Below are 21552 nucleotides of genomic sequence, written 5' to 3'. Positions count from 1 at the left end.
AGGTTGAAAGCGGATGGTGGGTTGGCGGAAATAGAAAAAATATCAGCCGTCGACGGGCACGATGTTCGCGGCGTGACGCGGGATCTGCACCGTGTGGAACTCGTTGTCCATGTAATCACTGTGTTCCTCGGCGAACCGGGCCAAACGCAGACGGTCGTCGGGGGAGAGTGAGGCGAGGAAATCCTCTTCGTAGTCGTCGAGCGCGGTCGGATAGTCGCCGTTGAAGTAGGCGACGCACAGGCCTCCGTACGGGGCGTCCTCGTGCAAGCCGATCGATTCGACGAGACCGTCGAGCGAAAGGTAGGCCAGCGAGTCGGCGCCGATGAACTCGCGGATTTCTTCCACGGACTTCGTGGCCGCGATGAGTTCCTGCGTCGTGGAAATATCAATGCCGTAGAAGCACGGGTATTTGAGCGGCGGCGAGCTGATGCGCATGTGTACTTCGGCAGCGCCGGCTTCCTTGAGCAGTTGCACGATGTGACGTGACGTGGTGCCGCGCACGATCGAGTCGTCAAGCACGACGACTCGCTTGCCTTTGACGACGCTCTTGACGGCGGACAGTTTCATGCGCACGCCTTGCTCACGCAACTCTTGCGTGGGCTGGATGAACGTGCGGGCCACGTACTGGTTCTTGATCAGGCCCATTTCGTTGGGCAAACCGGAGACCTCGGCGTACCCGGCTGCGGCGGACAAGCTCGAGTTGGGCACGCCGATGACCATGTCGGCCTCGACAGGTGACTCCTGAGCCAGACGCATGCCCATGCGCTTGCGGGCCGAATGCACGTTGACGCCGTAAATGTCGGAGTCGGGGCGCGCGAAATAGATGAACTCCATTGAGCAGATTGACAGCTGTGTCAGTCCCGTGTAACGCACGATGCGGTAGCCTTCGTCGTTGACGATGACAATTTCACCGGGGCGGATGTCGCGGATGCGTTCGGCGCCCACCACGTCGAGCGCGCAGGTTTCGGAAGCCAGCACGTACGCGCCGTTCTTCATGCGACCCAGCGAGAGCGGACGGAAGCCGTTGGGGTCGAGCGCGCCGATCATCTCGTTTTCCGTCAACAACAGGTAGGCGAAACCGCCGTGCACGGTGTTGAGCGCCTCACGCAACTTGTCGAGCAGCGTTTTGCGTACGGAACGGCGCACCAGATGCATGAGCACCTCGGTGTCGGAGTTCGAGTGGAAAATGGCGCCTTCGTCTTCGAGTGCGCGGCGCAGGGACGGGCAGTTCGTCAGATTGCCGTTGTGGCACAGCGCAATGTCGCCGTCATGGAAACGGAAGACGAACGGCTGAATGTTGTCAAGACCGCCCGAACCGGCCGTGGCGTAGCGCACGTGACCGATGGCGGCGTCGCCTTTGAGTTTCGTGATGTCTTTCTCATCGGAGAAAACTTGTGTGAGCAGACCAAGGCCGCGATGGCCGATCAGATTGCCGTGGTCATTGGAGACGATGCCTGCACCCTCCTGACCTCGGTGTTGTAAAGCATGGAGTCCAAAATACGTCAGGCGCGACGCATCGGGGTGACCCCATACGCCAAAGATGCCGCACTCTTCATGGATCTCTTCGAGTTCAGCCGACAAGCCAAAGCTCCTTCCATCAACCGGAATTTCACCGGATGTCTCACTGGAGAGTCAAGGGATTCGCTACCAGATAAACCCTAGCAACATTTGTTGATTTAGGGGGCCAAATCAGCACAGATATCTCACATGATGGGTGCGGCCGCGGCTTGCGTTCCCATGAACTTCCCAACTTGGTGGCATAGCGTGCAAGCAACAACGTGTGCGGCATGGCGCAAACAGCGCGAACCCGGCAAACGTGAGGGGCGCTGCAGGTGACGCGTGCACGCACATGCGTACCTATCGGGATAGCTTCTGGATAGCTCTACAAGGGGAAGCGGGGATGTGATGATCGATCACGATACTGATGACGAGATGAAGCAGGCGGCAGCAGCTGTTGCGGGACAGGCCTCAGATCCGCAAAACGAGCAACCGTGCCCTGTGGAAGACGGTTTGCCGGTCTACGTACCCGAAGCGGAAATGTCACAAGAAAACGTGCAGCCTGAACTTGATGAACATGTGCAAGTGCCGCAGTTCACGCGCGACTTTGAACTGGCCACGCATTCGGCACGCCAGTCGGGCTGAGGCGGCACGCCACACAATTTTTAGCTTGCAGGCGTAATCAGCATTCCTTGTGATTCGCTTCCTACAATCAGCCTCGGATAGTTGGGATATTGCAGTATTCGTGATTGAAGGAAGGTTTCCCGATGGAAAACAATGTTGGGCAGTCTAATCAGCCGCAGTCGCAGCAACCGGCACAACCCGCACAGCCGGCAACACAGCCGACGCAGCCTGTGCCAGCCAATACGCAACCACCCGTGTCGTTTGTGGACAACGCCAAGCCGGAAGGTTCGGGCGAAAAAGTCTACAAGACGCCGTGGTTCTGGATCATCGTCGCATTGGTGTGCGTCATCCTCGTGCTGGCCACCATTTTGAACGTCCACTTGCAAGAACGTGACGCGCATGACATGCCGAACGCGGACGGTACCACGCAGCTCACGCCGCAACAGCGCGATGACAAACTGCAGGAGCGCTCGCAAAACACTGAAATCGAGCGTGAACGCATCGAACAGTTCCTGGACCGCCAGGAACGGCAGAAGGACGTGCGCTCGCAAACCAGCGACAAGCAGCAGGCGCTTGAAGCCGCCCAGCTGTATGCCAACGTGCTGTATTTGAGCCAGGCCGGCACCTATAACCAGCTTGTGACCGTCGACCACTTCTCGCGTGCTGACGCCGATTACGCAATGAAGAACATTAGTGTGGATTGGAACAAGAACGCCGTGCGGGCCGCCCAGTCCTACAAGCAGTGGTCGTCGTACACGAATGATGAGATCAAGCAGTACCTGATCAGCAACGACTTGTATACGAAGTCCCAAGCTGATTACGCGATCGAGCATGTGGACGAGCAGCCGCTTGACGTGATCGAGTGACGGTTCAACCGAAAGGCTTGTGAACCATCCGTCGCACCCCATATGTGGCATATGCGCCGCATATGGGGTGCTGTGTATGTGGACTTGTGTGCTTGCGGCCGCCACACTGAGTCGAACATATGTTCGATAACGCGGGTATGATGGAGGGTATGCAACGCGAACGCACCTATCTGGCTATCGATTTGAAGTCGTTTTACGCTTCAGCCGAGTGCGTCGCCATGGGTTTGGACCCGCTTGATACGAATCTTGTGGTGGCCGACGCGGCCCGCACGAGCAAAACAATCTGTCTGGCCGTTTCACCATCGCTCAAAGCCCATGGCATCAAAGGCCGTGCACGCCTGTTTGAGGTTGAGCAGGCCATGCAGCTCGTCAACGAGCAACGCCGCCTGCGCGCGCCGTCCAGGCGGTTGAGCCCCAACGTTTCCGCGAACGCCACCGAGCTGGCTTCCGACCCGACGTTGCGTGAGTCATTCATCATTGCCAAGCCGCGCATGGCCTATTACATGCAGATGAGCGCACGCATCTACGACATTTATTTGCACTATGCGTCAGCTGATGATGTGCATGTGTACTCGATTGATGAGGTATTCATTGACGCCACGCGTTACCTGACGTATTTCCGGTGCACGGGGCATGAACTGGCGCGACGCATTGTTGCCGACATCGCGCGTCAAACAGGCATCACAGCCACGGCTGGCGTGGGATCGAACATGTATCTGGCCAAAGTCGCGATGGACATTGTGGCCAAACACATTCCGGCGGATGCAGACGGCGTGCGCATCGCCGAGCTCGATGAATCCTCCTACCGTCATCTGCTGTGGGACCACCGTCCGTTGACTGATTTTTGGCGTGTGGGCAACGGTATTGCACGCCGTTTGGCACGCTTGGGTTTGCGTACGATGGGCGATATTGCGCGCTGTTCGTTGGGTGGGCCCAACGACTACTACAACGAGGACTTGTTGTACCGCATGTTCGGCGTCAACGCCGAACTGCTGATCGACCATGCCTGGGGGTGGGAACCGTGCACAATCGCTGATATCAAGGCCTACCGTCCCGCCGATTCCTCGCTGAGCGTCGGTCAGGTGCTGCCGCGCGGATACGCGCATGATGAGGCACGCCTCGTGGTGGCCGAAATGGCCGACGAACTCGCGTTGTCATTGGTCGACAAAGGCTGGGTTACGGACCGTGTGGAGCTGGCCATTGGTTATGAAACGTTCGCAGGGTCCGGTGAGGGAATCGCCATGGAAGGCTCGTTCCGCGTGGCTGGTTCAGGGGGTGAAGCGGGTGCCGTGTCTCGCGACCGGTACGGCCGTTTGCGCCCCAAAGGCGTGCACGGCTCACTCAATTTGGGCCGGTTCACCGCGGCCGCGTCGGCCATCCGCGAGTCGATGCTCAGCATCTTCCGCTCCATCACCGATCCCGATCTGCAGGTTCGCCGTCTGCGTCTCGTTGCGTTGCGTACGCGTCCGCAGCAGGGCGACCATACTGAGTTCCGCGAACCTTCCATAACTCACCACCCCAACCATGCCGCCGCCTCACCTACGGATCGTGTTGTCGAGCAGCCCTTATCCACCGCCGAGTATGAACAGCCCGACCTGTTCACGGCTCAAGGTCTCGACGATGCCGAAGCTGAGCGGCAGCGCCAACATCGCGAACAAGACGAAGTTGAGACGCGCGTGCAGCGTGCGCTGCTGGACGTCAAGCAACGATTTGGCGCCAACGCCGTGCTCAAAGGCATGGATTTGGATGCAGCCGCACGCACGAAGGAACGCAATACGCAGATTGGAGGACACCACGCATGAGCCTGGAACATAGCGACCGGTATGACGACATCATCAATCTGCCCCACCACCAATCACGCAAACATCCACATATGACGATGCACAACCGTGCGGCACAATTCATGCCGTTTGCCGCGCTCAAAGGATTCGAAGCCACGATTGACGAAACCGCGCGCCGTACCAAAGTGCGGGTGACGCTGGGTCCTGACGAGCAACTTGAACTCAACGAGAAACTTATCGCCGTACTCGGCCAGTTGGCGTCGCAGCCGTGGGTGACGATCACGCATTTCGAGCCTGACGGCCGCAAAGACGGCGGCGACTATCTCGTGACCGAAGGCATCATCCACCATTTTGACCAAACTGCCAAAGTCCTGATCATGGACGACGACTCCCGCATCGCCCTGACCAACATCGTCGATATTCAGTACTGACCCGGGAGCGTCCCCTCTCCCAACAGCCAATCCACCGCGTGCATAATCTGAATGCCGTCAGCGGTGACACCAGTGCCCACATCGGTGCGGTCCATCGTGAGCACCAAGCGCGGGAACGCGTCGGTGATTTGGCGCAATGGCGCGAGTTCACGCTCCCGCGTAACCTCATTGGCCATGCTCCACGTCACTTGGATATACCAACGCTGCTGCCCGCGTTCGGCCACAAAATCAATCTCCGTTGAACCCATGCGACCCACATGGACCTGATAGCCGCGCCGGAGCAGCTCAATGAAAACGATGCCTTCCAGCTGCTGGCCTCTGTCAAATATGAAGTATACTTCATATCTCATTCGAAATCTGGATGGATATGAAGTATATTGCATATTTGAGAGAGTACATGCGCTGGAACATAGTCTGAGTGCGGTGCGTGGATACGAGAAGTCCCCATTGGCATGCAGTCAATGGGGACTTTGTTTTGGTATGGATGGGATTGCTGGGTGGTTAGGCGCTGAATTGGCGGTGGAAGTTGTCGCCGATCTGGCGATGGGCGAAGATGACGAGGCTCAACAGCATGATTGCGGCCACAGCGGCGTTGATGACGACCAGCAGATGCCAAGGCGCCCAGCCGAGCGGAATCATGACGAGTAGCACGGCACCCATGATGATGTCGAATATCAAATACTTGAAATAGCGGTCAATCGCACGGTCGCGCAGCACTACGAGCACCACGGCGTCATAGGCGAACGAGGCCAGCCACGTGATTGGGATCACAAATTGCGTAATGATCAGATTCCTCGTGAACAGCAGCCAAACGAGACTGGCCAGCAAGATTAAATACGGCAGCCGGAAGCATAGGCGCAATGGCCGCACATCATGCGCTACGGCATTGACGACGAGCAGCATGAGCACAAGCCACGAGAACAATGACGCAATCACATCAGGCCAATCCCAATGGAACTGGTAGGCGAAAAACACAATCAGCACAATGACCACACCAGTGATGAACAACAACAGTTGTGTGGCCAAACGCCGAGGTTTCAAGAATGGTATCTGACGTGGCAGCACACCCGGCACGGCGTCACCGACCAAATCACTTTGGCACAACGGGCAACGTTCAATATGTCCCGTGTAATCCACATCGCAGGCCATGCAGCGTCTCATTGCTCGCTCCCTTCAGTGTGGTCGGATCGCATATCTGGCTTCAGGGCTCCAGCATCGTGGGCGGTGGCGGCGGTGGGGACGGGATTGGATGCGCCAGAGGAATCAATATCATTGACGGAACCGGACGTGTCAATGAGCTCGTCTTCCTCACGGTCTTCCGCAGCCAAAGCGCGGTGGTCGGAACCTTTGTGGGAAGCCGGGAAGGTCTGCTCCACATTGGCGCCCGCGATATTGATGTAGCCCTCAATGCCGAGCGTGGCAAACAAACGCACGAGATTCTTGACAATATCGAGCGTGTGATATACCGAGGAAACGCCAATCGACAGGTTGTTCTTGCACGAAATGATCGTGAAATTCAAGCCACCTGGAGTCGTCAGGAAGTTGGCCGTATGCACAAACGGCTGGAGTCGTTCGTCAAGCTCAAAACGGCCCACACTCGACACGGTCGTCGTGGTCGAATGCTCGGTGACATGCTGCGCGGCCTCCAACGCCCAATCCTTGATTGGGGAAGGAGCTAAACGCAACGCCACGTTCTTCTCCAAACCGACCATCGTATTCATGTAGCCCTCAACGCGCTCACGGCCAGCAGCACTACGCAATTGCTGCTGCACCTCGCGCGCCATGTCTTCCAGTGACATGTCGTCGTCGCCTGGAGTGACGGCTACATAGGTCATGCCATAGAAATTGCGTACGGTCTCTGAACTGTAGAACTTGCGTAAATCCACGGGAATGTCAACGCGGATCGCACGGTTGCGGCTGCGCGTTGGCATTGTGCTGCGAATCGAGCAGATGATTGCGGCAATGAGGAACGACGTGAGCGAGGCCCCACACAAATGCGCATGGTTGAGTATGGCGTCCACGCTCACGTGATATTCCAAAAACGTGGGAGCCGAGCGGTCCTTGAACCCTGGAATGCGGAAAATTTTTGTGGTGGGCTGGCCGGTTTTCTTGTTGCGGTCGTAGAACTTGTCGAAACTGTTCTCGGCCTTGTCGGAGTCGGAACCCAGATACTCGCTGGGCACGTCCGGCACGTCGTAACGCTCGGCAATGTATTCATGCAGAATCGCCTTGAAAAAGTTCAACGCGCCGCGGCCGTCGGAAATCATGTGCGAGACTTCCAAATTGATGCGGTCGCGGTAGTAAGTGACGCGGAACAGCGTGCTCATCGGGCCGTGGTGCAGCGGCGAGCAGATCGGCAGATGCTCAGGCTCGACTTGCGGTTGCTCGTCGGATTGCTCCAGATAATGCCAGAACAAGCCGTTGCGCAAGCGCACGTTGAAACTCGGGAAGCGGCGCACGGCGCGGTCGAGCGCGTGCTGCAAGATATCCGCGTCAATGTCGTCCACCAAGCCGGCCGCGTAACGGAACACGGTCTGCAGCGAGCGCCCGGCCTGGGAGGAATAGAATTTGCCGACGTTGTCTAGTCGGTACCAAGAATGATCTGCCATTCCTGATCCTGCTCCTTAGCGTGTGATGCAGCCGATTCATCGGTCGCATCGATCCCTTCTGTTGTGTCAGCTGGTGTGACTCCTGATGCTGTTGTAGCGCGAACCGCGGATTCAATCGCGTCCGTAACGTCGCGGGAGGTGGCGCCTGTCTTGGTGAGGTCTGCTTGGGTGATGCCTGCCTCGTTGACGCCTGCCTCGTTGACGCCGGCGGTGGCTCCCGTTGCCGTGCCGATGATGGCAGCACCCTCGGCACGTTCGATGAGCTCGGCTTCCTGTTGGGCGGCCTGTTTGGCGGCTTCGCGAGCCTGCTGGGCCTCTTCCTTGGCGGCTTGTTTGGCTGAAGCCTTGGCTTCCTTGTCCGTTTCCATTGTGGAGAATGGAACGCCGTCCAGGAAATGGTCGATGACCTTGTAAGTACGACTGACGAGCGGCGAGATGCGCGGATACAGGAAGTAGCCGTGCACGCCGTCGCGCATGCGGTAACACTGCACGTCGTTGCCGGCGTCTTGCAGCAGGTGGGCGAAATGTTCGTCTTCGTCGCGCAGCGGGCAGTATTCGGCGCTGATGATCAGCGTGCGTGGCATGTGCTCGAGGTGTTGTTCGTTGAGCGGGGCGAAATACGGGTCGAGCAAATCGGGGATGTTGCTGCGATACATCTCGAGATAGTCCATCATGTCGCGGGCGGTCAGCAGGTAGTCACGGCCGTTCTCGCGTACTGAATCGTATGGTGAGGTGGCGGGGTTGTAATCGTTGTTCAGGCATGGGTACAAGGCCATGAGCTGCTTGACTTGGAACGTGCCACGGTCGCGGCCCATGAGTGTGATGGCCACGGCAAGGTTGCCACCGGCGGAATCGCCGAACAGCACGATGTCATCGGGGTCGATGTGCTGGCTTACTTCAGGATGGTCGGGCACGGCCGGGATTGGCATTGTGCCTTGATACAACGCCACGGCGGCCTGATAGCAGTCTTCGACAGGCGTGGGGTAGCGGTGGTCGGGGGCGCGACGGTAATCGATTGAGATGACGCGACGTTGTGTTTGCAATGCCAGATTGGCGCAAGCGTCCGTGTACAGTTCGGCGCTGCCGGTGGCCCAACCGCCGCCATGCATGAACAGGATGGTGCCTTGCAAATCAATGGGCTGTCCGGCGCGTTCCATGGCGATGACGTCGCGAAGAATTTTGGCTTCATTGTCGGATTCGCGGGCTTCAAGCGTTTCGCCATGCTTATGCTCATCTTTGGCTTGCGCCTCGTCAATGCGCAAGGCCTCTTCGTCTTCGCGCAGTCTTATTTTACGGGCTTCTTTGAGCTTTTTGGCGTTTTCTTTGAGCGTCTTCTTGTCTGCCTGCAAGTCTTGTGACCAGCGGTATTCGTTCTTGCTGATCAATGGCGTGAACACGCGCAACTGCAAGTCGTAGCCGTCGTTGAGTGTGATGCTGATGTCTTGCGAATCGCAAATATGCGCTAGTCCCCGTTCCATTTTTGCGCCGACGTCCTCCATGACGCGTTGCAGACGATACGTGTGCTTGGCATTGGGCATCAAATGGCTTATTGCCGCATATATTGCTTTGTTGATGGGCATAGTTCCACCTTCCACGGTCCCTGCTGCCATAGGCCAGGGCCATAGGGTCATCGTAAAACGGACGGACTGGGGGTGCCGCCATTATGACATGCGAGCCAGGGGTTGCTGGTGGCGGTTCCCTTGCGGCGAACTGAAATGCGGCGGGTGACGGGGCATGCGGCGTGCGGGGATGTGGGGGTGTGCGGGTCATGCGGGGCGTACCGTCGGGACGAGCTGGACCGCGGTTAATTGCAAATGGATTGTGCACGTGTGTGGAATCGGCTGGCGTAGTGAGTTCGAATATCGATACAATCAGGAACGATATCGCCCTTGGATGAATCGAGTGATGTTGCGCCGCATGAGCGAGGCGGCCATGCGAATTAAGCACGCACTATTCGATGATGCAAGATGGCTGATGCACGACCCGCGACCCCCTATGGTGACTGTAGTGAAATGGTGAGGAATCCATTAATGCGGAAGAACGACGAGCAGGAATTGCAGCAAGACTATTACTCGGTGGATGCCCAGATTGCCCAGCGGCGCAAGAAAACGATCATTACCGTCATCATTGGAGTGGTGGTCGCTGCGCTGGTTACTGTAGGCATTCTGTTTGCCACAATCTGGTATCCCGCCATTGTTGAGCAGCGGGCGCGAGAAGCGGCTGCGACGTCTGCGGTGACGCCATCGACGACCGAGCCGATGGAAGTCATCAAGAATTACGAACAGTTCATGATGGACTACGCTGATTATGCCGAAATGCTCAACAGTGCGGAAGGCATTCCGGCCGACAAGCTGGAAGGGTATACCCAGTGGCTGGCGCGCTTTGATGACATTCAGGCGCAGTTCGATGCCGTTTCGGACACGAAGCTCACTCCTGAGCAGGAAGCCTATTTCGATGATGTCATTGATCGCGTCAACAAACGCATGATTGAAGCCACAGGCACGACAGCTGTGGCGATCCCGCGTTCCGCCGAGGAGGCTGAGAAGCTGCAGGCCCAACGTGAGGAAGAAGCCGAAAAGTCCCGCAACCAGCTCACTGATGCGCTGAAGGATGCCGAGGATTCCGATTCGGGCGATTCTGCTGATTCATCCGATTCCTCGCAGGAATCCAAGTGATTCGCGCCGCGGGTGGCTCGTGATTACTTCGTGATAGCTGCTTGATTGCCGCTCGATTGCCTCTTGAACGCTGAAGATGACTCGTGGTTGTACCACCGTGGTACAACCACGAGTCATCGAGGCGTGGAATTGTATGTTTTTGTACCACCGTGGTACAACCACGCTACGGATTTCGCCCAATTTTGCTCGCGTCTGTACCACCGTGGTACAGACGCGTGCATTTTCATCCGGAATCCGTATCGCGCCTGTACCACCGTGGTACAAACGCGAGTCATCTGGTGACGGATCCGCTGGAATCCGCTATCCGGCAATGCAAAAAACCGCCCGAATCCGCGTGGAATCGGGCGGCTTTGGCGAAGCGCGCGCGAGTTTAGGCGCGGAAGTAGTCCACGCCGGCTTCGAACAGTGGCTGGTAGGTGTTGCCTGGCACGTTCAGGTACAGGCCGTTGCCTGAGCGTTCCGAGTGGCCCATCTTGCCGAAGATGCGGCCGTCAGGGCTCGTGATGCCTTCAATCGCGAGCATCGAGCCGTTCGGGTTCACGTCGAGGCTCATGCCTGGCACGCCCTGCTCGTCCACATACTGCGTGGCCACCTGACCATGCTCAACGAGCGAGGAGAGCATTTCAGGCGACGCCACGAAACGCCCCTCACCATGCGAAATGGCTACCGTATGCACGTCACCGACCTGCGTGCGCGCCAGCCACGGCGACAGGTCCGAGGCCACACGCGTGCGCACAAGTCGGCTCTGGTGGCGGCCAATGCGGTTGAACGTCAGCGTCGGGCAGTTCTCATCCATGTCCACAATGTCGCCAAACGGCACGAGACCAAGCTTGATCAGCGCCTGGAAGCCATTGCAGATGCCAAGCATCAGGCCGTCACGGTTCTTGATCAGGTCGCGCACGGCTTCCGTCACTTCAGGCGCGCGGAAGAACGCCGTGATGAACTTCGCCGATCCATCCGGCTCGTCGCCGCCCGAGAATCCGCCCGGAATCATCACAATCTGGCTTTGGCTAATTTGCTGGGCCAGTTCGTGTGTGGACTCGGCCACATCGTTGGGTGTCAGGTTGTTGATCACGAGCGTCGTCACGTCCGCACCCGCGCGTTCGAATGCGGCGGCTGTGTCGTATTCGCAGTTGTTGCCTGGGAACACGGGGATAATTACGCGCGGCTTGGCCACGCCCGTTCCCGTATACACGGTCTTCTTGGGCGCATGGAACGTAATCGGCTCCACGGTTTGTGCTTCCGTATCCGCGTCACCGGCCGTGCGGTACGGGTACACGCTTTCGATGCCCGACTCCCAGGTTTGCTGCAACGCGTCACCATCCAGCGTGGTGCCGCCCGCTTGCAGACTATAGATTTTCGTGGTCATGCCAATAACACTGATGTCCACGAGGTTCGACGCCGTGGGAATGACGGCGGCATCGCTCAATTCAAGAATGAACGAACCATATGCCGGTGCGAACAACGCGTTCGTATCAATGGCATCATCAATCGCCACACCAATGCGGTTGCCGACCATCATCGAGAACAGCTGCTGCGCCGTACCGCCATATCCTGGCGTGGCCACAGCCACGGCATCGCCGAACTCGGTCAACGATTCGACGAGTGAGAACACTTCGAGCAACGACTCGGCGTCCGGCGTCAAGCCATCTGCCAGGTAACGCGGCGCAATGCGCACCACACGATGGTTCGCGGCCTTGAATTCGGGGCTTGTGGCATGACGCATGTCGCCCACAGCCACAGCGAATGAAATCAGCGTTGGCGGCACATCGAGGTCTTCGAACGACCCCGACATTGAATCCTTGCCGCCAATCGCGCCAACACCCAAATCGACCTGCGCCATGAGCGCGCCGAGCACAGCGGCCATCGGCTTACCCCAACGCGTAGGCTCATCACGCAGCTTCTCGAAATACTCTTGGAAGCTCAAATAGGCGTCTTCATGATGGAATCCGGCGGCCACGAGCTTGGCCAATGATTCAACCACCGACAGGTAGGCGCCAGTGAACTGGTTGCGTTCCATGATGTATGGGTTGAAACCCCATGCCATGGCTGAAGCCGTAGTTGTTTCGCCGAACACGGGAAGCTTGGCCACCATGGCCTGCGTCGGCGTCAATTGCGTGCGGCCACCGAACGGCATGAGCACGGTACCTGCGCCGATTGTCGAGTCGAAACGCTCGGACAGACCCTTGTTGGACGCCACGTTGATGTCGGCGAGCAACGTATGCATGCGCTCTTCCAACGTGCCAGCATCATCCTGGGCCAGCGGTGCCACATAAGCCTGCTGCTGAACCACATGCACATCCTGCTGCTTGGGAGCGCCGTTCGAGGCGAGGAACGCGCGCGACAAATCCACAATCGCATCCCCGTTCCAGCGCATGACCATGCGCGGTTCCTCGGTCACGGTGGCGATGACCTCGGCTTCAAGGTTCTCTTCACGCGCATACTTGAGGAACTCGTCGACGTCTTCGGCCGCCACGTCCACAGCCATACGTTCCTGCGACTCGGAAATGGCCAGTTCAGTGCCGTCCAAGCCTTCGTACTTCTTGCTCACGCGGTTCAAATCCACATCAAGGCCATCAGCGATCTCGCCAACGGCCACTGACACGCCGCCAGCACCAAAATCGTTGCAACGCTTGATCAGGCGGCAGGCTTCGCCACGGCGGAACAGACGCTGCAGCTTGCGCTCCACAGGAGCATTGCCCTTCTGCACTTCAGCGCCATCAAGTTCAATCGATTCGACCGTATGCGACTTGGACGAACCCGTTGCACCACCAATGCCGTCACGGCCCGTGCGGCCACCGAGCAAAATGATGCGGTCGCCCGGTGCCGGCGTCTCACGGCGCACATGGTCGGCAGGCGTGGCAGCCACCACGGCGCCGACTTCCATGCGCTTGGCTACATACCCCGGATGGTAGATTTCACTGACCTGACCCGTGGCCAAACCGATCTGGTTGCCATAGCTCGCGTAGCCCGAAGCGGCCGTTGTCACGAGCTTGCGCTGCGGCAGCTTGCCTTCAAGCGTTTCGGACACGGGCACCGTGGGATCGGCCGCACCCGTCACACGCATGGCCTGGTACACATAGGAACGGCCCGACAGCGGATCGCGGATGCAACCGCCAATACACGTGGCCGCACCACCGAACGGTTCAATTTCGGTGGGGTGGTTGTGCGTCTCATTCTTGAACAGGAACAACCAGTCCTCATCCTCACCGTTGACGTCCACCTTGACTTTCACGGTGCACGCGTTGATTTCTTCGGATTCGTCGAGACCGGTCAGGATGCCGTTCTTCTTGAGCCACTTGGCACCAATCGTACCCATGTCCATCAGGCAGATCGGCTTGGCCCCACGGCCCAATTCCTCACGCATGGCCAAATAGCGGCCGAACGCCTCACGTACCACGGCATCGTCAATCGTGATATCGGTCAGGTTCGTGCCGAACGTCGTATGACGGCAATGATCCGACCAATACGTGTCAATCACCTTGATTTCGGTGATTGTGGGATCACGCTGTTCCTGCGTGAAATACTCGCGGCAGAACCGCAAATCAGCCACATCCATGGCCAATCCGCGTTCATCGATGAATGATTGCAACGCCTCATCAGGCATTTCGCGGAAACCTTCAATGACTTCCACGGGCTGGGGTACGGGCACGTTGGCTTCCAACGTTTCAGGCTGCTCCAACCCGGCTTCGCGCGCTTCCACAGGATTGATCACATAACGCTTGATCGCCGCCACATCGGCGTCGCTCAGCGCGCCTTCGAGCGCATAGACGCGTGCGGAACGCACGGTGGGGCGCTCACCCTGGGAAATGAGCTGGATGCATTCGCTGGCCGAATCGGCACGCTGGTCGAACTGGCCCGGCAAAAACTCCACAGCGAACACTTGCGCATCACCGAGTTCAGGCAGGTCGCTCGAGACGGCATCAACCTGCGGTTCGCTGAACACGGTCGGCACCACGCGTTCAAACAGGTTCTCGTCAATGCCTTCCACGTCGTAACGGTTGATGATGCGGACGCGATCCAAGGCATCCACGCCCAGGATCGTTTTCAATTCATGCGTTAGTTGCTGCGCTTCAACATCAAAGCCGGAACGCTTCTCCACATGCACGCGATACACCACGGTTTGCTCTCTCTTCTTCAGGGTCGTAAGTGGTCACTCGTTTGATTGTTCAATGTTCAGTTATGTGGCCTTGGCGGGTGGCGAGCTTGCACACGCTACTCGCCAAAGCCTTCAAGTACGTGAGGCGACAGGCATGCGGGTGGGCATGTCATGGGGCCTTGCGCGGAAATACAAAGTCAATTCAGGAGCGAGTCACACCCTCGGCGTCGGCAAGCTGTTCGAGACGCTCGAGAATCTGCTCGTAGGCCGGAATGATATTGCCCAAATCGCGGCGGAACAAGTCCTTGTCCAGATGTTCGATCGTCTCGCCACCATCCTTGACATCCCACAGACGGCAGGTGTCGGGCGTGATTTCGTCGGCCAACAGGATGCGGCCGTCAGCCGTGCGGCCTTCCTCAATCTTGAAATCGACGAGACGCACGTCGATCTTCGAGAAAATATCAAGCAGCGCTTCGTTGACGGCGCGGGCCTGACGCGAGATTTCGTCGAGTTCCTCCTCGGTCACAATGCCGAGCGCGATCAGGCCGTCATTGTTGATGAACGGGTCGCCCAGCGCATCATCCTTGACGCAGAACTCAAGGATCGGCTGCTTCAATGGCGTGCCTTCTTCCACGCCGTAACGCTTGGCGAACGAACCGGCGGCCGTGTTACGCATGATGATCTCAAGCGGGAACATGTCCATCTTGCGCACGAGCTGTTCGGTGTCCGACAGCGAGGAGACGAAATGCGAGTCCACGCCACGAGCCTTGAGCAAGTCGAAAATGACTGCCGTAATGCGGTTGTTCAAGCTGCCTTTGCCTTCAATTTGCGCTTTCTTCGCGCCGTTGCCGGCCGTGGCCTGGTTCATATATTCAACCCAGAGCACCTCGGGGTCGTCAGTTGCGAACAGTTTCTTGGCCTTGCCCTCGTAGAGCTTCTCCAGCTTCTCCATGAACCTTGAATCTCGCCTTCTCTCGGTGCCGGACCATGCACGGCCCGACTGGGTGGGGATGATGGTTGAAATTGAATGGATACAAGTCACGAGCCTAGCAATTTGACAGCCCAAGGGGGAGTGGAAAGGGCCGGTTTTCCCACTATGTGTCACAAACGTGGGGATGAAGACTTGGCGCGGCCTTCAGCGCTTGGCAAACCGGCCCAACGGCACGGGAGTCAGATTAGTTGTTGGCGGGCACCACGGTGATGGCCAACTCTTGCGCCACTTGGGAGGCTTTGACGCGCGCTTCGAGCGGATCGGTGCCCGCGGCCAGCGCCACACCCATGCGGCGATGGCCATGCACAACCGGCTTGGCGAACACGCGCAAGTCGGTGCCCGCATGTGCGAGCGCCACGTCCAGATTGCCGAACTCGACTTCACCGTCACCTTCCACCACGATCGCATGGCTGGCGGCCGCCGTGTGCTTGGGCAGTGCGAGCGTCACATGGTCGGCTGTGATCGGCAGACCCAGGATGGCGCGCGCATGCAGTTCGAATTCGTTCAAACGCTGGCTCATCATCGTCACCATGCCCGTGTCGTGCGGACGCGGTGAGACTTCGTTGAACAGCACGGTGCCGTCCTTGAGTACGAACAGTTCGACGCCGTACACGCCCCAGCCGTGTTCGTTGTTTTGGGTGGAGACGTCGACGAGGCCTTGCACGGCCGCTGTGGCGATGCGGCGTGCTTCTTCAAGTTCACGCATGCCCGTGTCGGCCGGCTGCCAGGATTCACGGTAGTCGCCGTCTTCCTGGCGTTGTCCGATCGGTTCACACGTCACGATGCCGGCCGACGAGGCCACGGTCAGCATCGTCAGTTCAGCGTCCAGGTCGACGAGCTGTTCCACGATCACACGGCTCGTGTCGCCTTCCGACGCCGCGCGGCGCCCTTCTTGCGCTTCCTTCCAGGCCGCGTCAATCTGGTCGGCGCTGCGTACGACCGACTGGCCGTGGCCCGACGAACTCATGACGGGCTTGACTACGCACGGATAGCCGATTTGTTCGGCTCCGGCACGCAGTTCTTCGAGGCTTCCGGCAAAACGGTAAGGTGTGGTCGGCAGTCCCAGCGTTTCGGCGGCCAGCGTGCGTAGCTGCTCGCGGTCCATGCAGATTTGGGCGACTTTGGCGCTCGGCACCACCTGGATGCCGTGCTGTGCTGCCGCAGTCAGTTCCTGTGTTGCGATTGCTTCGACTTCCGGCACGATGATATTTGGTTTGACTTCCGTAATAAGGTCCTGGAGCTGCTGCGCATCCGCCATGTCCACCACCTTGGCTGCATGGGCGACTTGCTGCGCGGGCGCTCCTGCGTAAGAGTCGGCCGCCACCACATACACGCCCAACCGTTGCAGTGCGATGGCGACTTCCTTGCCGAGTTCGCCTGAACCGAGCAGCAGCACGCGCGTGGGATGCTGGCCCAACGGCGTGCCGACCGTGCGGGATGTGGTGGCTGAGGATGAGGGTGCTGGTTCCACGGCGTCAGCCGTGATATCCACAGCCGTGGTGGCCACGAGCGGGCTCGTTGGCTGGTCGGTGGCTGTTGCCGCTGGTGTGATGGGGGTTTCCGGGTTCGCGATGGCATCCATTGCTTCATGCGTCGTATCAGTCATGCCCCCATTGTGCCATGCTTGGGGCTGGTAGCGGCCCGTGTGCACATTGTGCGAACAAACCATCATGACGTGCCGGCATGTGGTTGCGCGTTGTCCCGCTACGATGGAGGGCATGACTGAGCGACACGATCACGCTACGCAGCAGACGTCTCACACGCAGCCGGGGGATGGGCGGCGCAAGCCATTGACAATCGTTATGGTGTTGGATGCCGTGGGCAACCGCGGCAACGGCACGTCCAATTCGGCGTTGCAATGGGCGCAACAGCTCAAACGTGAAGGCCACCATGTGCGGCTCGTGGGCATTGGCGCGCCCGAGTATCCGGCGCAAGAAAACCTGATCCCGTTCGTATCCTGGATCTCACGCAAACAGCAGATGCATTTCGCCAAACCGTCCGACGCGTTGTTCCGCCGCGCATTTGAAGGCGCGGACATCGTGCACATCTATATGCCGTTCAACTTCGGCCGCCATGCCATGCGTGTGGCGCGTTCGATGGGATTGCCCGTGACCGCGGGCTTCCATGTGCAACCCGAAAACATCACCTATTCGGCGGGGCCGTTGCGTTGGATTCCCGGTGTGGCCACATTCATCTACTGGCTGTTCCGGCACTGGATGTACAGCAAAGTGGATGCTATCCACGTGCCCAGCGACATGGGGGCCCGGCTGTTGCGCAAACACCATTACCGCAAGCCGATCCATGTCATTTCCAATGGGTATGACACACGGTTCACGCCTCCATTCGCCATGGACGAGCAGTCCATGGGCGCACTGCTGACCGATGAGGAGCTTATCGAAGCCGATGAAATCCACTTTGGGCCGGACCGACCCATGCGCATAGTCGCTTCAGGACGGTTGAGCAATGAAAAGGACCAGCGCACACTGATCAAAGCCATATCGTTGAGCAAGCATGCCGACGACATCACATTGACAATCGCCGGTACGGGCCCTATCGGCAACCGCTTGCGCCGCATGGCCAAACGGTTGCTCAAGAACCCCGCCGACATCGGTTTCCATGCCAACTCGACAATGCCGCAATTGTTGCGCTCACAGGACCTGCTCGTGCATCCTTCCATCGTGGACCTGGAATCGCTGTCCGTCATCGAGGGCATGGCGTGCGGTCTCGTGCCCGTCGTCGCCGATTCACCATTGAGCGCGGCCGGCGACTTCGCGCTCGACCCGCATTGCTCGTTCCCCGTCAAGGACGCGCAGACACTGGCTGAACGCATCGACTGGTGGTTCGAACATCCTGCCGAACTGGTGCAATGGCGTCGCATCTACGCCAAACACACACAGGAAACCTACCGCGTGGCCATTTCCGTACACAAGTTCCTGGATATGGAACATGAGGTGCTGCGTCACCATCGCGAATCCTGACAGCCAAGCCCACGCCAACGCATAGTGGCGGGCGGCACCTGCCGGTTGCATGTCCATACAAGGTTCCCGGTGCCACCCGCCACCAACAAGGTGAATCGCATGCCTCAAGAGCATGGTTCCGCGCACATCAGAGCAGGCTGATCAATTCATCCACTTGCTTGTCAGTGGTGGCCCAGCTTGTGCAAATGCGCAGCATCACATGGCCGGCGTCCACCTGCTCGATGAATCCGAGCTTGACCTGCTTGGCCAGTGCGGCCGCCTTGTCATTGGACACCGTGATCATGATCTGGTTCGTGACCGACGTGAACGCCACATCGTAGCCCTTGCTCACGAGTGCCGCGCGAATGCGGTCGGCAGCGGCGTCGGCATGCTTGGCAAGCTTGAAATACAAATCGTCAGTAAACAACGTGTCAAACTGCAACCCCAGCAGGAATCCCTTGGCGAGCAACGCGCCATGCTGCTTGACAATCGTCGTGAAATTCTTGGGAGTATTGCGCTTCGTAAACACGACGGCTTCACCAAACAGCGCACCCACCTTCGTGCCACCAATCGTGAACACGTCGGCAATCATCGCCACATCGGCCAACGTCATGTCGCAGCCGTCAGATTCAAGCGCATAGCCCAACCGCGCGCCATCCACAAACAACGGCATGCCATGGTCATGCGCAACCTGGGCGATTGCAGCCAACTCGTCACGCGAATAGACCGTGCCGTATTCGGTGGACTGCGACACATACACGCTGCCCGGATAGACCATGTGCGTATGGTTCGCGTCGGCTTCGAAGCGCTCGCAGAAATCGTCCAGCGCTTCGGCGGTGATCTTGCCATCCTGGCCGGGCAACGTGAGTACCTTGTGGCCTGTGGCTTCCACGGCGCCGGCTTCATGCGTGTTGATATGGCCGCTGTCGGCGCATACGACGCCCGCATAGGCTGGTGTGATCGCCGACAACACGGTGGCGTTCGTTTGTGTGCCACCCGTCAGGAACCAAATGTCGGCTTCAGGGTTTTGGCATGCCGCGCGGATTTTGTCGCCGGCCATCTGGCAATACTGGTCATTGCCATAGCCTGGATGCTGTTCGTTGGCGATCTGCTGCATGCGGTCGAGAATTTGCGGCGCGGCAGCGCTTGAATAGTCATTTTCAAAAGACAGCATCGGTTCCATCCTTACTGTTGGTTGCGCGGAAATACCAATAATCAATACCGATTATGGTCGCTCGGGTGAGAAAACGCTGGAAACAAGCCCACAGCGTCAGGCGGCGTTGTGAGCGGCAGCGGGTGACGAGTTGGCGGCAGCGCTGGGTGAGGAGCCAGCTTGAGGCGATTGTTGAGTTGACGGCTGGTTCTGCGCGGCTTCGAGTGCGGCCGTGCCTTTGTTGTTGATGGTGGTGGCGAGCGGATGCTGCTTGATGAAGAACATGAGCACGGTGGCCACGGCCAAAATCGGCACGAACACGCGGAAAATCGGGGTCAGCGCCTCACTGTAGCCCTGTGCGATCACGCCATGCAGCGACTCGGGCAGCTTGTTGAGCATTTGCGGCGTGACATCGGCGATACTGATGTGCACGTTCGATGGTATTTCGGGAGTGACAATCGAGACGAGACGTGACGTGAACACGCTGCCGACAATGGCGGTGCCGAGCGTCGTGCCAATCTGGCGGAAGAAATTGTTGCCGGCCGTGGCCGTGCCAACGATAGTGTGCGGAAACTCGTTTTGCACAATCAGCACGAGGATCTGCGAACCCAAGCCCTGACCGAAACCGATCAGGAAGAAGTAGGTCATCAGCAAAATCGCGGGAGTACCCACGCCAATCGAGGAGAGCATGACGAAACCGAACGTCATGACGGCGCCCATCGCGATCGGCATCCACTTGTATTTGCCTGTAATCGATGCGAGGAAACCCGTGACCGTGGAGGTAATCAACGAACCGGCCATCATCGGTGTCATCATCAAGCCGGCGATGGTCGGCGACTTGTCTTCCACAATTTGCAGGAACGTGGGCAAATAATTCGTGGCTCCGGCCACGGCGCCGTAGACAAGCATGCCCGTGACGGTGACGAGCACGAAGTTGCGGTTTTTGAACAGACGGACTGGGATGACCGGTTCCTGCGCGCGCCGTTCAATCCAGACGAACGCAATCGCGCACAGCAGTGAGATGAAAAACAGGCCCAAAATCTGCCAGGAGTCCCATGCGTACAGGTTGCCACCCCAGGATGCGGCCAATACGAGCGTGACCGTGAACGCTGTGGACATGATGATGCCCCACATGTCGATGCTGTTGCCGGAGGCCTTGTGAGCGTCCTTGCGCAGGAACAGGCCCGTCATCGTGATGGCGATGATGTCAAGCGGAATCGTACACCAGAACACCATGCGCCAGCCGAAATCCTGGACCACCCAACCGCCGATGACAGGGCCGAGCACGGTGGACACGGCGAACACGGCGCCAATCGCACCCATGTATTTGCCACGTGCGCGAGCCGAGACGATATCGGCCAAAATGGCTTGCGACAAAATGATGACGCCGCCACCACCCAAGCCGGACACGGCGCGGCCGGTCAACAACAACGCCATGTTGGGCGCGATTGCGCAGATGACCTTGCCGATTGCGTAGAGCGCCATGGCGACCATGATCAGATGCTTGCGACCAATACGGTCACCCATGCGGCCGTAGAACGGCATGACGATCGTGCTCGTGAGAATGTACATTGTGGAAACCCACTGCATGATTTCCACGCCGCCCAAATCGCCCACAATCGTGGGCAGCGCCGTGGCCGCGATCGTCTCGGACAGTGAGCCGACAAACACGGCCAACGCGAGTGCGATGAACACGAGCGCCAGTTTGCCGCCGTGCATCATGCCGTCATGTGGCTGTTGCTGCTGGTTGGCGCTGGACGAGGGTGCAGTGGCGCTGGAAGCTGCACGACTGGGGGATGTCGCACTCTGAGTCATAGTGCGCACTATAAAACCCGAGGCTGGAAGGTATGCGAGAAGCGAAACGGGGGA

The 21552-nt window shown here is 58.5% G+C and carries 16 protein-coding genes; 6 read left to right on the top strand and 10 right to left on the bottom strand.

The genetic code is table 11. The features are described from left to right. Positions 1-42 precede the first annotated feature (42 nt). Positions 43-1581, bottom strand: a complete 1539-nt coding sequence (gene purF / locus BGLCM_RS01020) for an amidophosphoribosyltransferase (protein WP_006295014.1) — start codon at positions 1579-1581, stop codon at positions 43-45. A gap of 321 nt (positions 1582-1902) precedes the next feature. Here purF and BGLCM_RS01015 point away from each other — a divergent pair, with 321 nt between their 5' ends. From BGLCM_RS01015 to BGLCM_RS01000, 4 genes are all read left to right on the top strand, one after another. Further along, positions 1903-2142, top strand: coding sequence for a hypothetical protein (locus tag BGLCM_RS01015; protein ID WP_148401441.1), 240 nt, complete (start codon positions 1903-1905; stop codon positions 2140-2142). A 122-nt stretch (positions 2143-2264) separates the two neighbouring features. Continuing rightward, positions 2265-2987 carry an Ltp family lipoprotein gene (locus tag BGLCM_RS01010; protein WP_006295011.1) on the top strand — a complete coding sequence of 241 codons (723 nt, stop codon included), beginning with the start codon at positions 2265-2267 and terminating at the stop codon, positions 2985-2987. Between the two features lie 149 nt (positions 2988-3136). Beyond that, complete coding sequence (locus BGLCM_RS01005) at positions 3137-4789, top strand: Y-family DNA polymerase (RefSeq protein ID WP_044084442.1); 1653 nt, start codon at positions 3137-3139, stop codon at positions 4787-4789. Then, positions 4786-5199, top strand: a complete 414-nt coding sequence (locus BGLCM_RS01000) for a hypothetical protein (RefSeq protein ID WP_006295009.1) — start codon at positions 4786-4788, stop codon at positions 5197-5199. The genes BGLCM_RS01005 and BGLCM_RS01000 overlap by 4 nt, the downstream gene beginning before the upstream one ends. On the opposite strand, the gene BGLCM_RS00995 is transcribed toward BGLCM_RS01000, so the two are convergent. From BGLCM_RS00995 to BGLCM_RS00980, 4 genes are all read right to left on the bottom strand, one after another. Next, on the bottom strand, positions 5190-5447 hold the full coding sequence (locus BGLCM_RS00995) for an ATP-binding protein (protein ID WP_148401440.1): 258 nt from the start codon (positions 5445-5447) through the stop codon (positions 5190-5192). The genes BGLCM_RS01000 and BGLCM_RS00995 overlap by 10 nt on opposite strands. Before the next feature lie 253 nt (positions 5448-5700). Next, positions 5701-6348 (bottom strand): DUF6320 domain-containing protein, encoded by a 648-nt coding sequence (locus tag BGLCM_RS00990; RefSeq protein ID WP_148401439.1) that lies wholly within the window; start codon positions 6346-6348, stop codon positions 5701-5703. 8 nt (positions 6349-6356) lie between these two features. Next, positions 6357-7808 (bottom strand): phthiocerol/phthiodiolone dimycocerosyl transferase family protein, encoded by a 1452-nt coding sequence (locus tag BGLCM_RS00985; RefSeq protein ID WP_006295006.1) that lies wholly within the window; start codon positions 7806-7808, stop codon positions 6357-6359. Continuing rightward, on the bottom strand, positions 7781-9388 hold the full coding sequence (locus BGLCM_RS00980) for an alpha/beta hydrolase (protein ID WP_052295109.1): 1608 nt from the start codon (positions 9386-9388) through the stop codon (positions 7781-7783). The genes BGLCM_RS00985 and BGLCM_RS00980 overlap by 28 nt, the downstream gene beginning before the upstream one ends. Positions 9389-9838: 450 nt before the next feature. Here BGLCM_RS00980 and BGLCM_RS00975 point away from each other — a divergent pair, with 450 nt between their 5' ends. Further along, positions 9839-10483 carry a DUF6591 domain-containing protein gene (locus BGLCM_RS00975; RefSeq protein WP_006295004.1) on the top strand — a complete coding sequence of 215 codons (645 nt, stop codon included), beginning with the start codon at positions 9839-9841 and terminating at the stop codon, positions 10481-10483. A gap of 370 nt (positions 10484-10853) precedes the next feature. Here BGLCM_RS00975 and BGLCM_RS00970 read toward each other — a convergent pair whose 3' ends face one another. The 3 genes from BGLCM_RS00970 to purT form a co-directional block, all read right to left on the bottom strand. Next, on the bottom strand, positions 10854-14603 hold the full coding sequence (locus tag BGLCM_RS00970) for a phosphoribosylformylglycinamidine synthase (RefSeq protein WP_044084439.1): 3750 nt from the start codon (positions 14601-14603) through the stop codon (positions 10854-10856). Between the two features lie 181 nt (positions 14604-14784). Further along, positions 14785-15534 carry a phosphoribosylaminoimidazolesuccinocarboxamide synthase gene (gene purC / locus BGLCM_RS00965; RefSeq protein ID WP_006295001.1) on the bottom strand — a complete coding sequence of 250 codons (750 nt, stop codon included), beginning with the start codon at positions 15532-15534 and terminating at the stop codon, positions 14785-14787. Positions 15535-15757: 223 nt separating this feature from the next. Beyond that, entirely contained in the window at positions 15758-17179 is a 1422-nt protein-coding gene (gene purT, locus BGLCM_RS00960) for a formate-dependent phosphoribosylglycinamide formyltransferase (RefSeq protein ID WP_238548605.1), read from the bottom strand. 103 nt (positions 17180-17282) lie between these two features. On the opposite strand from purT, the gene BGLCM_RS00955 reads away from it, so the two are divergent. Next, positions 17283-18551 carry a glycosyltransferase gene (locus BGLCM_RS00955; protein WP_006294999.1) on the top strand — a complete coding sequence of 423 codons (1269 nt, stop codon included), beginning with the start codon at positions 17283-17285 and terminating at the stop codon, positions 18549-18551. A gap of 127 nt (positions 18552-18678) precedes the next feature. Here BGLCM_RS00955 and BGLCM_RS00950 read toward each other — a convergent pair whose 3' ends face one another. After that, the gene (locus BGLCM_RS00950) at positions 18679-19704 is read right to left on the bottom strand and encodes a threonine aldolase family protein (protein ID WP_044084435.1); all 1026 of its coding nucleotides are present in this window, start codon (positions 19702-19704) and stop codon (positions 18679-18681) included. A 96-nt stretch (positions 19705-19800) separates the two neighbouring features. Next, entirely contained in the window at positions 19801-21498 is a 1698-nt protein-coding gene (locus BGLCM_RS00945) for an MFS transporter (protein WP_148401437.1), read from the bottom strand. Between the last annotated feature and the right edge of the window lie 54 nt (positions 21499-21552).

The sequence above is a fragment of the Bifidobacterium gallicum DSM 20093 = LMG 11596 genome, assembly GCF_000741205.1.
In the GTDB taxonomy this organism is placed as follows: domain Bacteria; phylum Actinomycetota; class Actinomycetes; order Actinomycetales; family Bifidobacteriaceae; genus Bifidobacterium; species Bifidobacterium gallicum.
Note: the sequence above shows the minus strand (reverse complement) of the source record. Positions and strands in the feature narration are given on the sequence as shown.

Coding starts and splice junctions, on each gene's coding strand:
- BGLCM_RS01005 (WP_044084442.1), top strand. CDS start 3,137: ATGCAACGCGAACGCACCTATCTGGCTATCGATTTGAAGTCGTTTTAC.
- BGLCM_RS01010 (WP_006295011.1), top strand. CDS start 2,265: ATGGAAAACAATGTTGGGCAGTCTAATCAGCCGCAGTCGCAGCAACCG.
- BGLCM_RS00990 (WP_148401439.1), bottom strand. CDS start 6,348: ATGGCCTGCGATGTGGATTACACGGGACATATTGAACGTTGCCCGTTG.
- BGLCM_RS01000 (WP_006295009.1), top strand. CDS start 4,786: ATGAGCCTGGAACATAGCGACCGGTATGACGACATCATCAATCTGCCC.
- BGLCM_RS00975 (WP_006295004.1), top strand. CDS start 9,839: ATGCGGAAGAACGACGAGCAGGAATTGCAGCAAGACTATTACTCGGTG.
- BGLCM_RS00995 (WP_148401440.1), bottom strand. CDS start 5,447: ATGGGTTCAACGGAGATTGATTTTGTGGCCGAACGCGGGCAGCAGCGT.
- BGLCM_RS00955 (WP_006294999.1), top strand. CDS start 17,283: ATGGAGGGCATGACTGAGCGACACGATCACGCTACGCAGCAGACGTCT.
- BGLCM_RS00980 (WP_052295109.1), bottom strand. CDS start 9,388: ATGCCCATCAACAAAGCAATATATGCGGCAATAAGCCATTTGATGCCC.
- BGLCM_RS00950 (WP_044084435.1), bottom strand. CDS start 19,704: ATGCTGTCTTTTGAAAATGACTATTCAAGCGCTGCCGCGCCGCAAATT.
- purT (WP_238548605.1), bottom strand. CDS start 17,179: ATGACTGATACGACGCATGAAGCAATGGATGCCATCGCGAACCCGGAA.
- purC (WP_006295001.1), bottom strand. CDS start 15,534: ATGGAGAAGCTGGAGAAGCTCTACGAGGGCAAGGCCAAGAAACTGTTC.
- BGLCM_RS00985 (WP_006295006.1), bottom strand. CDS start 7,808: ATGGCAGATCATTCTTGGTACCGACTAGACAACGTCGGCAAATTCTAT.
- BGLCM_RS00945 (WP_148401437.1), bottom strand. CDS start 21,498: ATGACTCAGAGTGCGACATCCCCCAGTCGTGCAGCTTCCAGCGCCACT.